We start from the raw sequence: 12,074 nt of genomic DNA, 5'->3' as shown, positions 1-12,074 counted from the left end.
TGCCGGGCTTTCTCTACTCTTTTATTTTCTATTATCGCCGTCTTGACCATCCACAAACAGCCACCTTCCTGTATTCGTGGAAACCATCGCCGGCACAATGCCAGATGGCCATGTTCGGTTTAGTCCTTCTATCTCCCTAACATGAATGCGCGGAAAGCTCAGCGCCGCTAACACTTCACGATAACAACGTTCCCGTACCCGGGCGGGAATGCCTTCCCGTTTAAGCCAACGAATCGCTTCTTTGAATGCTCCCCGATGCAACAAAGCATCAATATGGGTGGTTAACGCTTCTTCCAACGAGCACCTGAACAGCAGTTTGGACCGGTGCCCACGACCGCCTCCCGGTTTCCAATAGATCAGGCCGTCTTCTTGCATATTGCTCAGGATGCGTTTCACATTTCGTGTAGAACAATAAAGGATGGACGCCAACTCATCCAAACTGACATAGATGGAGCAATGATTGGCCACATTCCGTAGCCGATACCTTAACTCCAAATAATGCTCCGCCGTTTTCACAAAATCACCCCGCAATCCCTGCCACTCGATAGTGGATGATGCATCACTGATTGCTATAAGTTACGCATAAAGACTCCGCACACCATAGGATCTATTCAAAAAAAACGCCCCACTGTCGGTTCAATCCGACAATAAGGCGTTGATGGGCATAAAAAAAGGCGTTCTCATTTTGAACCCTGTCTGCATGCAGTCATGCCCAACTGCTTAATGTGTTGTGGTGAGCCATGAAGGACTCGAACCTTCGACACCCTGATTAAAAGTCAGGTGCTCTACCAACTGAGCTAATGGCTCGCAAAAAAAAATGGCTGGGGGAGTAGGGATCGAACCTACGCATGACGGAGTCAAAGTCCGTTGCCTTACCGCTTGGCTATCCCCCAAAGTGGGGCGACCGGAGGGAATCGAACCCTCGAATGCCGGAGCCACAATCCGGTGCGTTAACCACTTCGCCACGGCCGCCAAGAAAAATGGCGGAGCTGACGGGATTCGAACCCGCGATCTCCTGCGTGACAGGCAGGCATGTTAGGCCTCTACACCACAGCTCCACAAAATATGGTGGACGCTGACGGGATCGAACCGCCGACCCTCTGCTTGTAAGGCAGATGCTCTCCCAGCTGAGCTAAGCGTCCATATTGGTGACCCGTAGGGGATTCGAACCCCTGCATGCTAGCGTGAAAGGCTAGTGTGTTAAACCGCTTCACCAACGGGCCAAGGCATATAAATGGCGGAGAGAGAGGGATTCGAACCCTCGCGGGGCTTAGTAGCCCCCTAACGGTTTAGCAAACCGTCCTCTTCGGCCTCTTGAGTATCTCTCCGCGTTGGCTCCTCAGGTAGGACTCGAACCTACAACCTACCGGTTAACAGCCGGTTGCTCTGCCATTGAGCTACTGAGGAATATTTTAAAATTATCAGCGACGTGATTCATTATATCGCATTTGATTTCAATTTGCAAGAACTTTTTATGGTTCTTTGTTTTTCTCTGTTTCCACTGCATCAGGGAGCAGTGACAATTAATAATTTAACATGGAGAACACCAGGAGTCAAGAGCTTTTACACCAAAATACTTTAAAAAATTTTATGCTTCAATTGGCCTAGTGCACATGCGCGTGGAACCCTTTTCTCCATATAAAAACTCCCCCTGCAAACACTTGCAGGGGGCCACATATTAATCGTCGTTCAAAATGGCAAGCAAGTTTCTGAAGATCATGATGAAGTCGATGTACAACATCAAAGCGCCATAAATCGCATACTTGTTCACGTTCTCTTCGTCCATATTCATCTCGCTCATATGCTTGATGGTCTGCATATCATATGCAGTGACAATCGTGAACAGAATCACCATGGCGTAAGAGATGATCAATTCGATCATGCCGCTCTTCAGGAAGAAGATATTGACCAGCGATGCCAAAATCAGACCCAACACCAACATCAGCGCCAAAAAGCCAATCTTGGACAGGTCCATCTTCGTGGTGTAACCAACCAATGCGCTGATGCCAAACATGCCCGCGGCGATGAAAAACGCCCCGGCGATGCTATCTAAGCTGAAAAACACCATCAGAACCGAAAAGCTGACTCCAGTTACCGCTGCATACACGAAAAAGGCGATGTTGGCCACAAAGGCGGGAATGCGGTTGATCAAGGCCGACAATCCGAAAACCAACACCAATTGCACGATCCAGATCCCCCAGAAGATCCCCGAGTTTTGCAGGAGTGCTTGAACCACATTTTGATTTGTTCCCAATACATACGCGATAATAGCGGTCATGGTCAAACCCATGAACATCAACAAAAACACGCGAGGTAGCATTGTGTTTGTCCGCGAGGCGACGGCGCTACCTGCACCGTTGTTAAACTGCGTTTGATTCATCGGTACGTTCCCTCCGAACATACTTTTTTTGTGCCCAACTTCCAAAACCAGAAGCATGCACAGCCTAAGTATATCAAAAAGTATGTTTGCTTGCGAAGGGAGTCCGTTTAGACAAAGCGTTTGTAACCGCTTTCAATGCTAATTTTCGATCTTTTGTTTATAAGTAGTTTCAAAAGTTGCTGATATCCGCTTACAACCGACCACCTAGATGTCAACGCACTAACCCGGCGCTCCGCATCCGTTCTTTGGTTTCCGGCGTCCCCAATTCATAAATGGTACGGTAGATCTTCTCAATTTGTTTGTCTTCGGTCACATTTTCTTTCCGTTCATTATCCAAAAATGGGATATGCGCCAACACAAATGTAGAAAAATCGGTGTCTTCCACTTGGTTGAACATCTGCTCCAAACGATTAATCTCTTCCGGTGTCGCTTCAATTTCAAAATCGTAATTGGGGTCGTTCACATCGAGGGTTTCTCTAATCTCGCCTGCTCGCGGCCCGATGTCAACCGTCACGTAGTACGTCTTTTTTTCCATTTGCCCTACCTCCTCATCCTTTAACCCTTCCCCACAAGCCAGAAATTCATTCCACATCCGCCAGCTTTCAAAATTCGCTATAATTTGGATTGAAGGAGGCGTACTCACTGATGAACATAGACATGAACCGTTATTCACGCCAAATGCTGTTCGCCCCCATCGGTCCAAGCGGCCAGGAAAAGTTGGGCCAGGCCCGGGTAGCGATTGTTGGCTTGGGGGCACTGGGCACAGCCTTGGCCAACCATATGGCTCGCGCCGGAGTGGGCATGTTGCGCCTGATTGACCGCGACTTCGTTGAAGAGAGCAATCTGCAACGGCAAATGCTGTTTGACGAAGCAGATGCCCAAAACTTCATGCCCAAAGCCGTCGCCGCCGAACGCAAATTACGGGCGATTAACTCCACGCTGACTCTGGAAGCCCACGTTACGGATCTGACATGGAAAAACGCAGAGTCATTGTTATCCGGAGTTGATCTGATCTTGGACGGCTCGGATAACTTCCAGGTACGCTATCTGGTGAACGATTTTAGTGTCAAACATGGCGTCCCTTGGATTTATGGCGGTGCCGTAAGTGCGCGCGGCATGAGTTATACGATTCGTCCTGGGGTAACCCCCTGTTTGCGCTGTTTGTTTCCAGATGCCCCTGCGCCAGGCACTACAGAAACATGCGACACAGCCGGAGTGATCGGCCCTATCATCCATGTCATCGCCGCTTACCAAGCGACAGAAGCCTTGAAGCTACTATGCGGAGCAGAGGAAGCCTTGGAAACGCGGATGCGTCACATCGATTTATGGCACAATCAAGCCCAAGCACTTCAGGTGTCTGCGCAAAAAAACGACCAATGCCCCTGTTGTGCCAAGCGGCAATGGGATTATCTCGATCCAGCGGAAAAGGAGGCGCAAGAAATCTCCATGTGCGGACGCCAATCCGTTCAAATCTCTTTGGGTCAAGTGAAGCTGGATTTGGACAGCTTGGCTGAGCGTCTGCGCCATGTCGGGGAAACGGAACGCAACCCCTTTATGCTACGGGTGCAAATCGATGAACAACACCGCCTGGCCGTGTTCCCGGATGGACGCATCCTCGTACAAGGTACCACCGATACCGCTTTGGCTAAAAACTTGGTTGCCAAATATATCGGTTTTTAAATAACAACAAGGCTCTGGGTATTCCGGAGCCTTGTTGCTTACCATCAGCTAAAAAGCGCACTATTGCTTTGGCGTAATTTCCACATTCCCCAATTGTTCCATGACCCGAACCAACGCTTGCGTGCCATCCTCGTTACCGCCGTGTGCTTGCACAGCACGCAACAATTGTTGCACGGTAGCGGTCCCCAACAACGGGAGTTCCATCCGCTCCGCTTCAGCAAGCACAATTCGCAAATCTTTTTGTTGGAAGCGCACAGAAAAGCCTGGATCCAGATCTCCTTTGACTACACGTGGCCCATAGTTTGCGAGAGCCCATGAACCGCCCGCCCCTTGCGAAGTGACTTGAATCATTTTCTCCAGGTCCACACCGCTTTTTTTGGCAAAGGCCAACGCCTCTACCATGCCAAGCAAGTTTAACCCACACAAAATCTGATTGCAGGCCTTCACTGTCTGACCAGCACCAATCGGACCGCAGTGAACAATCGTCTTGCCCATCGCTTCTAAGACCGGGCGCACCTTCTCCAGCACTTTTTCTTCTCCTCCGACCATGATCGAAAGCGTACCATTGCGCGCTCCTACATCCCCGCCACTGACAGGCGCATCTAGCATGGCCACACCTTGTTCGGCCGCTAATTCTGCCAACTCACGCGTCGCCTCGGGCGAAATGGTGCTCATATCAATCAAAACCGTCCCTGGCCGTGCGCCAGCCAAAACTCCTTCTTCACCAGCCACCACTTCCCGCACATCTGGGGTATCGCCAACCATGGTGATCACTACATTGCTTTGCGCCGCCACATCCTTGGGCGAATCCGCGAGGTGGGCGCCCCATTCAGCCTTAGCCTCGGCCATTTTGGCGGCTGTCCGGTTCCAAACAGTCACTTTGAAACCTGCTCGGTGCAAATTGCGGGCCATCGATTTCCCCATGATCCCCAAGCCGATAAATCCGATTCTCAGTCCTTCCATTCTCCTGCCCCTTCCTCTTCAAACGCTACAGATGCGTCTGGCAAGCCCCGCTCACGCTTCGCTTAACCGGCCGAGCACACTGTTAACCACCGATTGCCACAAACTGCGGTCATTGAGCAAGCGTTCGCGAAACCCTTTGTACATTGCGCGTTGCTCCGCTTCAAAGCGCGGGTCATCCTTGGGTGGCAATCCGCTACGCATGTGGTCAACCATCGCCTGCACTTCAGGGGAGCGCGGCCCCCAGACTGCCCGCTCTTTCCCTGTTTCGTCAATGAAGATGAAAATGGGAATCGACCGCGATGTACCATTGGTCAAATACTGATCCATCAATTCCAGATTTTCGTCGCGAATCAAGAAACGCATCTCCATTCCCGCACTTTCGGCGATCCGTTTCACAATGGGCACGCATAAGAGGGCATCCCCGCACCAGTCGGCAGTCAGCACGATCACCCGCCAGGGTTCAGTTCGTCTTTTGGCCAAAGTTGCTACTTCCTCGTCAGTAAGGGTGACTTGCTCATACAAGGACAGCAACTCGTCACGATTCACCTGCATATTGTTTACATATGTGTCAAAGGTCATGCCTTTCGCAAACCAGTCATTCAATGTCATCAAGGCATCCATCTCCTTTGTTTAACTGTTTGCTACCACGTGTTCCAGCTTCAACCTGCCACCGCATCGGGCGCAACGATACCGATCCACTTGCATCTGGCGTTGTCGGAAGGTTCGACGGCCGCACGCCAGACAATGCACCACATACTTCGGCTTCTGTCCTGGTAGCCTTGGCGCATATCGCAGGCCGCCAACCGCAGTGAGCAACTGCTTAAAGTCACGATCGCGATGCCGGTATCCTTTTCCCTCCAAATGCAAGTGGTAATGGCACAATTCATGCAAAACAATTTTACCAAAAACCTCTCGCCCATGAACCAAATGCTTGGGATTCATTTCAATCCGGTGATCCCCCAGATGATAACGCCCGCCGGTGGTTTTCAAACGCGGATTAAACCGGGCTTCATGCAAAAAAGGTTTGCCGAAGCAGGCCAATGAGAGCGATTCCACCCAGGCCTGCAATTCCGAATCTGTCAATGCCATCTCTCCTGACACAAACCACTCGTTTTTAACATACATTACCCTATCCGTGATTTTCGTCAAGGGAGGAAGAAGGAATGCCCAGCTGGTTGATCAAACAACTGATGCATGCCTTTTCCAAGAAAGACCGCCGGCTCATCCAATGGTTGAACCACTGTTGGTTCCACTACCGGTGCAATCAAGGAAAACGGATTAGTTGATAACCAATGAGGCGGGACCAAAAGGCGAATCCCTCCTCCAGCTTACCTGAAAAGGCTGGGGGTAGTCATGTGGGACACAGCTTTCTCATTGACTAAAGACGCCTATTGCGCGCGAAGCCAACTGTGAATCGTTATCCAGTTTAAACATATACTTTCCGGCTGGGTGTGCCACGTCTATCTGCACTCGTTCTCCCGCTTTCACCTGGCCATTCACCAGCGTGGGACATTGCAAATGGTCACAGTGCATAAAGACATAAAAAGTCACCATACCCGGCCCCTCATTGTGGATCGAGACGCGAAGGTCCCCCGCAGAAAGGGATTCCCACCCACTCCAAACGGAAGGGGTACCCACATCCAACCGCAACGAGTGCACCACTCGCACTTCAGCACCAGCCTCGAAAGGAACCAAGCTGAGGATCATCACCAACGCGGCCGCAAAGGCGCGAACAGGAACAAAACTTAAACGCATCACCAACCCACCTTTTGTCAAGATATGCATTCCCCATCTGGGACAATGGTGCCCTTAGTCTACCCCATGACAAAAAAGCTACCGGTGCGTCAGGCGCATCGGTAGCTTTTTCCGGAATCATGTTTCTTCGCTGTCGTTTTCAGGTTTGACCGGGACCATGCTGAGCCCGACCCGTTCTCGCTCCACATCCACATTGTATACCCACACATCCACAATATCACCGACTGTCACCACATCCATCGGATTCTTGACAAACCGTTCGCTTAAACGGGAAATGTGAACCAACCCATCATTCTTCAAGCCAATGTCCACAAAGGCGCCGAAATCGACCACATTGCGAACGGTTCCCTGTAGTTGCATCCCCACATGCAAGTCTTCCAGCTTCAACACATCAGAACGCAGAAGCGGTTTGGGCAGTTCATCCCGTGGGTCGCGGCCTGGACGCAAGAGCGCTTCGATAATATCCTTCAATGTTGGCACGCCACATGCCAACCGCTCGGCCATGCTCTCTACATCCACTTGTTTAAGACGCTCCTTGCAAGCATCGCTGCCGATCTGATCCAACTCCAAACCTAATTCGGCGAACAAGCTTCCCACCACTGCATAAGACTCCGGATGAATCGGCGTTTGGTCCAAAGGATTCTCACCATCATGAATCCGCATAAAGCCGATACTCTGTTCATACGTCTTGGCTCCAAGGCGTGGTACCTCTTTCAGATCTGTCCGCTTAGTAAAACGTCCCACTTCTTCCCGCCGCTTCACAATGTTTTTGGCCACGGTAGCACTGATTCCAGACACATAAGACAGCAAAGACGGAGAAGCTGTGTTTACATCCACTCCGACGTAGTTCACAGCAGATTCCACCACGTGCGTCAAGCTTTCACTCAAGCGTTTCTGTGACACATCATGCTGATATTGGCCGACACCCACCGATTTCGGATCGATCTTAACCAACTCAGCCAATGGATCTTGCAAGCGCCGGGCAATCGATACCGCGCTTCGGCGAGCTGCGTCCAGATCAGGGAATTCCTCTTTCGCGATTTTAGAAGCGGAGTAAACACTGGCACCCGCTTCATTGACGATAATATAATACACCGGCCGTTTTGCCTCTTTGATCACATCGGCGATGAAAGCTTCGGTTTCACGGGAAGCGGTACCGTTACCAATCGCGATGATATTGATCGGATATTTATCCAAGAGAGCAAGCACATCCGCTTTGGCCTCAGCAACTTTGTTCTGGGGCGGCGTCGGATAGATTACACCCACTTCCAACATCTTTCCTGTATCATCCACCACTGCCCATTTACAACCCGTGCGGTATGCCGGATCGACGCCCAGCACCATCTTGCCCCGAACCGGCGGTTGCAACAGCAATGGACGCAAATTCTCGGAGAAAATACGGATTGCCTGTTCCTCTGCCTGCTCTGTCATCTGCGCCCGCACTTCCCGTTCGATGGAAGGTGCAATCAGGCGTTTATAGCTATCTTGCACCACTTGGGTCAAGTATGCGTGGACCGGAACGGCAAACCACTTGGCCAATCGCAGGAAAATCTTCTCCTCATCCACCTCAATCTTCACTTTGAGGACTTCTTCCCGTTCCCCGCGGTTAACCGCCAAAATCCGATGCGGTGGCATTTTATGTACAGGCTCACTGTAATCGTAATACATTTCATAAACGGTGCGGACTTCCGGGTCTTTAGCCTTGGACACCAACATGCCGTGTTTCCACGTATATTCACGCACCCATTTGCGGATATCCGCGTCTTCAGAAAGCTCTTCTGCCAAGATATCCATGGCACCTTGCAATGCGGCATCGACTGAGTCCACACCCTTCTCCGCATCCACGTACGAAGCTGCTGCCGCTTGAACGGTCTCTGCCTCAGAGGACTCTGCCATCACGCGTGCCAACGGCTCCAACCCTTTTTCACGGGCAATCGACGCCCGGGTCTTCCGTTTGGGGCGGAAAGGAAGATATAAGTCCTCCACCTCTTGCAATTTGGTTGACTGCATGATTTTTTGTGTCAGCTCATCCGTCAGTTTCCCTTGTTCGTCAATGAGCCGAATCACTTCTTCTTTGCGTTGGTTCAATTGGGTGAGATAATGGTAGCGTTCTTCAATCGCCCGCAATTGCTCTTCATCCAGTTCCCCTGTGCGCTCTTTGCGATAGCGCGCGATAAAGGGGATGGTGTTGCCTTCTTCAATCAATTCAACTGCCGCTTTCACCTGCGTCGGCTTGACAGCCGTTTCGGTAGCGATCAGTTGAAACATCTGTTGCTGATCCATATTCAACCCTTCTTTCCTCAACCATCACAACAACCTCACGAGGAAAATGATTCCCCAATATATAAAGATAACGAAATTCTGGCACTGTGACGGAGAATTTTATGTGAAAGGTTTGACATTTACTCTGTTCGTTTGGCTAGAGCGTGGTGGCTTCAAACCCCTTTTCTCATTCGCTTCCCGCGTTGCCTGACTCTCCACGAGAAAGGGCTCTCCATCGCTTCTTCCCTACGAACTTGGTTCACCAGACACACCCTGGCAAATAAAACAAAAGGTGTGCCGAATCGCCTGAAGCTCACGATCCGACACACCTATCCCTTATTATCCAATCACTTCCGACGGCTCCATGCGAATCGCTTGCCGCAACTTCGCCAACGCCCTTCGTTGCAGGCGCGAAACATGCATTTGGGAAATTCCCAGTTGATCCCCCACCTGTTTTTGGCTGAGATTCTCAAAAAAGGTGAGACGCAGGATCTCTTGTTCCCTTTCAGTCAGCACAGCAAAGATTTTGTCCAACAACATCTTGCGGTCAATTTGTTCATATCCGCCATCTTCTGTACCCACCAGATCAAGCAGGGTGATTTGGCTGCCATCATTGGCGGCTTCAATCGGGCTATCGACGGAAACGGCGTTATAACTCCGCCCCATCTCCATCGTCTCCAACACCTCTTCTTCTGAGACGCCGAGATATTCCGCAATCTCCTGCACCCGGGGGGAACGTTGCAATTGTGTCGTTAATTCTTCGACCGCCGCCTTGATGCGCGGCCCCAACTCCTTGATGCGCCGTGGAACATGCACACTCCATGTCTTGTCCCGGATATGGCGCTTGATTTCACCCACGATCGTCGGCACGGCAAAGCTTTCAAAACTCCGGCCATAATCGGAATCAAAACGCTTCAATGAAGCGATCAGCCCGATCATCCCAACCTGAACGAGATCTTCATACGGCTCTGATCCATGGGCGAACTTAAAGGCCAATGTTTCCACTAGATCACGGTAATGCGCGACTAAAATCGCTTGAGCTTCTGCATCCCCATCCTCTTGGAATCTTGCTATCAGGTTGTACACCTGTTCATCGGTTAGTGAAGGATGTGGACGACTCGACATGTGACTCCACCACGCCCTTTCGGATATACTTGGTCATCGTCACAATTACGCCATTGTCCCCTTTGATATCCACATGATCCATCAAAGATCGCATCAGAAAGACGCCCAACCCTCTTTCGCGAAGCGCGTTCATGGTCGGCCCGACTTCGATCGGCCCAGTACGCTTTTCAATCTCTTCGATATTAAAGCTGTTTCCACGGTCAACCACTTCGATTTCCAACCGGTTGGAGAAAATATTGCAACTGACCTCGATCTCTCCATCGCCGCCGCAATAAGCATGATCCACGGCATTGGTACACGCTTCGGAAACTGCCAATTTCAGATCTTCGATATCGTCATATGAGAAACCCATGCGATTGGCAATTCCAGAGACAGCCAACCGGGCTATACCCACATAGTCCGGCTTCGCAGGAATTGTCAAATTCACCAAATCTAAGGGTTTACCACTCATTGTCGGCCATCCTCCTGCACTTTTTCTTCATTGAGCATAATTACGTTCAGGTTGGTGATGCGGAAAATGCGTTGCAGCCGCGCGTTCATGCCTTTCAAAATCAGTTTGCCACCCGTTTGACCCTGCGCCTTATATGCACCGATCAACACACTTAGACCCGTGCTATCGATATATTCCACATCAGTAAAGTCGATCGTAATCGTGGTTCCGCCTTGACAGCGCGGTAACAGTTTTTCCCGTAGTTTGGGCGCGGTATACACATCAATTTCCCCTGAAACCACATAGGTGATCTCTTTTTCGTTCTCTATTTTCTCTTGAACGCTTAAATTCATTGTTCTTCCCCTCCTGCCTCGATCAGCCGACGCGCTTGATCATCAAAATGGTTTGATCGTCTCTCATTATATAGTTAGTCATTTCGTATAATTTCTGATGAATAGCTTCCACCGCTTGTTGGGCGGGCAGGTGTATATGATCACGAATCATGCTTTTGATCGTTTCCCTTTCGATGAACTTGCCGTCGACCCTTGCCTCCGTCACTCCGTCGGTGAACAGGATAATCGCATCGTTCGGCTCCAAGTCGGCCACGTACTCGGGATATTCATTGTCCCGCAACACACCCAAAACCATTCCTTTGGTCTCCAAACTGGTGAAGCAATCTTCCCCGGCGGAATAAATCAGCCCGGGCTCATGACCAGCCGTTGCATAACGAAACTGGTGGTTCAACGAATCATATACCCCGTAGATCATCGTGATAAACATGCTTGGCAAAACATTGCGTTCCACAATTGTGTTTAAGTCGCGCAAAATCTCCCCCGGGGAAAGAGATTTGGCATCCAACCGGTCCATTGTGTACTTAATCATCGACATACACAAAGCCGCGGGAATCCCTTTTCCGACAATATCGGCAATGCCCACTCCCAACTGCTGCATCCCATGGTCGACAAAATTGTAATAATCTCCGCTCATCTGCTTGGACGCCACACTAATCACCCCAATGTCCACACCAGGAAGCGAAGGGGTGGACTCAGGCAGCAGCGTTTGTTGCAGACCCGCTGCAACTTCGATCTCATCTTCCAACTCGCGTTGCCGGCTCATCAGCTGTTCCCGTTCCTGATAAGCGACACCGTACCCCACCATGACTTCCAACAGCATCTCCAACGTAGCTTTCACTTCTTTAGGCAGCTCCGGTACCATTCGCTTGACCGATCCGATATGGACATTGATTACTTCTTCCGGCGAAACGCGTTTTTCTATGAACCATTTGCTTAGCTGTTGCGCGCTGTAAAGATGGTCCTCCTTAGGCTCGGTCATATAGGAAGCGAGCAGCTTCTCATATAGTTTTTTCAGATGAATATCCATGTGTTAGTTCTCCTTGCTGGAGCCTGCGCTTAAATTGCTCCAATATTCGAAAGCAATACGGCAACATATCGCCTTTCTATGAGGAAGGCATAGAAAGGC

14 protein-coding genes and 8 tRNA genes are annotated in these 12,074 nt (G+C 50.4%); 2 read left to right on the top strand and 20 right to left on the bottom strand.

Going from position 1 to position 12,074, the window contains the following annotated elements:
• Nucleotides 1–21 precede the first annotated feature (21 nt).
• The 11 genes from NYR52_RS01740 to NYR52_RS01690 all read right to left on the bottom strand — a co-directional run bounded on the left by NYR52_RS01740 (nucleotide 22) and on the right by NYR52_RS01690 (nucleotide 2,915).
• The gene (locus NYR52_RS01740; protein ID WP_259436162.1) at nucleotides 22–516 is read right to left on the bottom strand and encodes an SgrR family transcriptional regulator; all 495 of its coding nucleotides are present in this window, start codon (nucleotides 514–516) and stop codon (nucleotides 22–24) included.
• A gap of 215 nt (nucleotides 517–731) precedes the next feature.
• Nucleotides 732–807, bottom strand: a tRNA-Lys gene (locus NYR52_RS01735).
• A gap of 11 nt (nucleotides 808–818) precedes the next feature.
• Nucleotides 819–893, bottom strand: a tRNA-Gln gene (locus tag NYR52_RS01730).
• Between the two features lie 3 nt (nucleotides 894–896).
• Nucleotides 897–972: transfer RNA gene (locus NYR52_RS01725), tRNA-His, on the bottom strand.
• Nucleotides 973–981: 9 nt separating this feature from the next.
• Nucleotides 982–1,058, bottom strand: a tRNA-Asp gene (locus NYR52_RS01720).
• An 8-nt stretch (nucleotides 1,059–1,066) separates the two neighbouring features.
• Nucleotides 1,067–1,142 (bottom strand) — tRNA-Val (locus NYR52_RS01715).
• A gap of 4 nt (nucleotides 1,143–1,146) precedes the next feature.
• Nucleotides 1,147–1,223 (bottom strand) — tRNA-Glu (locus NYR52_RS01710).
• Between the two features lie 12 nt (nucleotides 1,224–1,235).
• Nucleotides 1,236–1,328: transfer RNA gene (locus NYR52_RS01705), tRNA-Ser, on the bottom strand.
• 4 nt (nucleotides 1,329–1,332) lie between these two features.
• Nucleotides 1,333–1,407 (bottom strand) — tRNA-Asn (locus NYR52_RS01700).
• Nucleotides 1,408–1,678: 271 nt separating this feature from the next.
• Nucleotides 1,679–2,380, bottom strand: a complete 702-nt coding sequence (locus NYR52_RS01695; RefSeq protein WP_158283406.1) for a Bax inhibitor-1/YccA family protein — start codon at nucleotides 2,378–2,380, stop codon at nucleotides 1,679–1,681.
• Between the two features lie 211 nt (nucleotides 2,381–2,591).
• Complete coding sequence (locus NYR52_RS01690) at nucleotides 2,592–2,915, bottom strand: hypothetical protein (RefSeq protein WP_102991369.1); 324 nt, start codon at nucleotides 2,913–2,915, stop codon at nucleotides 2,592–2,594.
• A gap of 110 nt (nucleotides 2,916–3,025) precedes the next feature.
• Here NYR52_RS01690 and NYR52_RS01685 point away from each other — a divergent pair, with 110 nt between their 5' ends.
• Nucleotides 3,026–4,060: a ThiF family adenylyltransferase gene (locus tag NYR52_RS01685; protein WP_375163167.1), complete on the top strand. Its 1,035-nt coding sequence runs from the start codon at nucleotides 3,026–3,028 to the stop codon at nucleotides 4,058–4,060.
• A gap of 60 nt (nucleotides 4,061–4,120) precedes the next feature.
• Here the strand turns inward: NYR52_RS01685 and NYR52_RS01680 are convergent, their stop codons facing one another.
• Genes NYR52_RS01680 through NYR52_RS01670 form a run of 3 tightly spaced genes read right to left on the bottom strand, consistent with a single transcriptional unit; the run spans nucleotide 4,121 to nucleotide 6,112 of the window.
• On the bottom strand, nucleotides 4,121–5,023 hold the full coding sequence (locus NYR52_RS01680; RefSeq protein ID WP_022738658.1) for an NAD(P)-dependent oxidoreductase: 903 nt from the start codon (nucleotides 5,021–5,023) through the stop codon (nucleotides 4,121–4,123).
• A 51-nt stretch (nucleotides 5,024–5,074) separates the two neighbouring features.
• Complete coding sequence (locus NYR52_RS01675; RefSeq protein WP_132223591.1) at nucleotides 5,075–5,632, bottom strand: thioredoxin family protein; 558 nt, start codon at nucleotides 5,630–5,632, stop codon at nucleotides 5,075–5,077.
• A gap of 21 nt (nucleotides 5,633–5,653) precedes the next feature.
• Nucleotides 5,654–6,112 (bottom strand): SprT family protein, encoded by a 459-nt coding sequence (locus tag NYR52_RS01670; RefSeq protein WP_259436709.1) that lies wholly within the window; start codon nucleotides 6,110–6,112, stop codon nucleotides 5,654–5,656.
• Between the two features lie 74 nt (nucleotides 6,113–6,186).
• Here NYR52_RS01670 and cmpA point away from each other — a divergent pair, with 74 nt between their 5' ends.
• Nucleotides 6,187–6,309 (top strand): cortex morphogenetic protein CmpA, encoded by a 123-nt coding sequence (cmpA, locus tag NYR52_RS01665; RefSeq protein ID WP_132223523.1) that lies wholly within the window; start codon nucleotides 6,187–6,189, stop codon nucleotides 6,307–6,309.
• A gap of 85 nt (nucleotides 6,310–6,394) precedes the next feature.
• On the opposite strand, the gene NYR52_RS01660 is transcribed toward cmpA, so the two are convergent.
• The 6 genes from NYR52_RS01660 to NYR52_RS01635 all read right to left on the bottom strand — a co-directional run bounded on the left by NYR52_RS01660 (nucleotide 6,395) and on the right by NYR52_RS01635 (nucleotide 11,975).
• Nucleotides 6,395–6,778, bottom strand: a complete 384-nt coding sequence (locus tag NYR52_RS01660) for a hypothetical protein (RefSeq protein ID WP_259436161.1) — start codon at nucleotides 6,776–6,778, stop codon at nucleotides 6,395–6,397.
• Nucleotides 6,779–6,895: 117 nt separating this feature from the next.
• Nucleotides 6,896–9,061 carry a Tex family protein gene (locus tag NYR52_RS01655; RefSeq protein ID WP_259436160.1) on the bottom strand — a complete coding sequence of 722 codons (2,166 nt, stop codon included), beginning with the start codon at nucleotides 9,059–9,061 and terminating at the stop codon, nucleotides 6,896–6,898.
• Between the two features lie 318 nt (nucleotides 9,062–9,379).
• Complete coding sequence (gene sigB, locus NYR52_RS01650; protein WP_022738666.1) at nucleotides 9,380–10,165, bottom strand: RNA polymerase sigma factor SigB; 786 nt, start codon at nucleotides 10,163–10,165, stop codon at nucleotides 9,380–9,382.
• On the bottom strand, nucleotides 10,131–10,616 hold the full coding sequence (rsbW, locus tag NYR52_RS01645; protein WP_022738667.1) for an anti-sigma B factor RsbW: 486 nt from the start codon (nucleotides 10,614–10,616) through the stop codon (nucleotides 10,131–10,133). Before rsbW ends, sigB begins: the two co-directional genes overlap by 35 nt.
• Nucleotides 10,613–10,948 (bottom strand): STAS domain-containing protein, encoded by a 336-nt coding sequence (locus NYR52_RS01640; RefSeq protein WP_022738669.1) that lies wholly within the window; start codon nucleotides 10,946–10,948, stop codon nucleotides 10,613–10,615. The genes rsbW and NYR52_RS01640 overlap by 4 nt, the downstream gene beginning before the upstream one ends.
• A 22-nt stretch (nucleotides 10,949–10,970) precedes the next feature.
• Complete coding sequence (locus NYR52_RS01635; protein WP_132223514.1) at nucleotides 10,971–11,975, bottom strand: PP2C family protein-serine/threonine phosphatase; 1,005 nt, start codon at nucleotides 11,973–11,975, stop codon at nucleotides 10,971–10,973.
• Nucleotides 11,976–12,074: the final 99 nt, after the last annotated feature.

The organism is Laceyella sacchari, assembly GCF_024927925.1.
Taxonomy (GTDB): domain Bacteria; phylum Bacillota; class Bacilli; order Thermoactinomycetales; family Thermoactinomycetaceae; genus Laceyella; species Laceyella sacchari.
This window is presented reverse-complemented; position numbering and strand designations above follow the sequence as displayed.

Coding starts and splice junctions, on each gene's coding strand:
- cmpA (WP_132223523.1), top strand. CDS start 6,187: ATGCCCAGCTGGTTGATCAAACAACTGATGCATGCCTTTTCCAAGAAA.
- NYR52_RS01690 (WP_102991369.1), bottom strand. CDS start 2,915: ATGGAAAAAAAGACGTACTACGTGACGGTTGACATCGGGCCGCGAGCA.
- NYR52_RS01660 (WP_259436161.1), bottom strand. CDS start 6,778: ATGCGTTTAAGTTTTGTTCCTGTTCGCGCCTTTGCGGCCGCGTTGGTG.
- NYR52_RS01675 (WP_132223591.1), bottom strand. CDS start 5,632: ATGACATTGAATGACTGGTTTGCGAAAGGCATGACCTTTGACACATAT.
- NYR52_RS01670 (WP_259436709.1), bottom strand. CDS start 6,112: ATGGCATTGACAGATTCGGAATTGCAGGCCTGGGTGGAATCGCTCTCA.
- NYR52_RS01680 (WP_022738658.1), bottom strand. CDS start 5,023: ATGGAAGGACTGAGAATCGGATTTATCGGCTTGGGGATCATGGGGAAA.
- NYR52_RS01695 (WP_158283406.1), bottom strand. CDS start 2,380: ATGAATCAAACGCAGTTTAACAACGGTGCAGGTAGCGCCGTCGCCTCG.
- NYR52_RS01635 (WP_132223514.1), bottom strand. CDS start 11,975: ATGGATATTCATCTGAAAAAACTATATGAGAAGCTGCTCGCTTCCTAT.
- NYR52_RS01655 (WP_259436160.1), bottom strand. CDS start 9,061: ATGGATCAGCAACAGATGTTTCAACTGATCGCTACCGAAACGGCTGTC.
- NYR52_RS01640 (WP_022738669.1), bottom strand. CDS start 10,948: ATGAATTTAAGCGTTCAAGAGAAAATAGAGAACGAAAAAGAGATCACC.
- NYR52_RS01685 (WP_375163167.1), top strand. CDS start 3,026: ATGAACATAGACATGAACCGTTATTCACGCCAAATGCTGTTCGCCCCC.
- rsbW (WP_022738667.1), bottom strand. CDS start 10,616: ATGAGTGGTAAACCCTTAGATTTGGTGAATTTGACAATTCCTGCGAAG.
- sigB (WP_022738666.1), bottom strand. CDS start 10,165: ATGTCGAGTCGTCCACATCCTTCACTAACCGATGAACAGGTGTACAAC.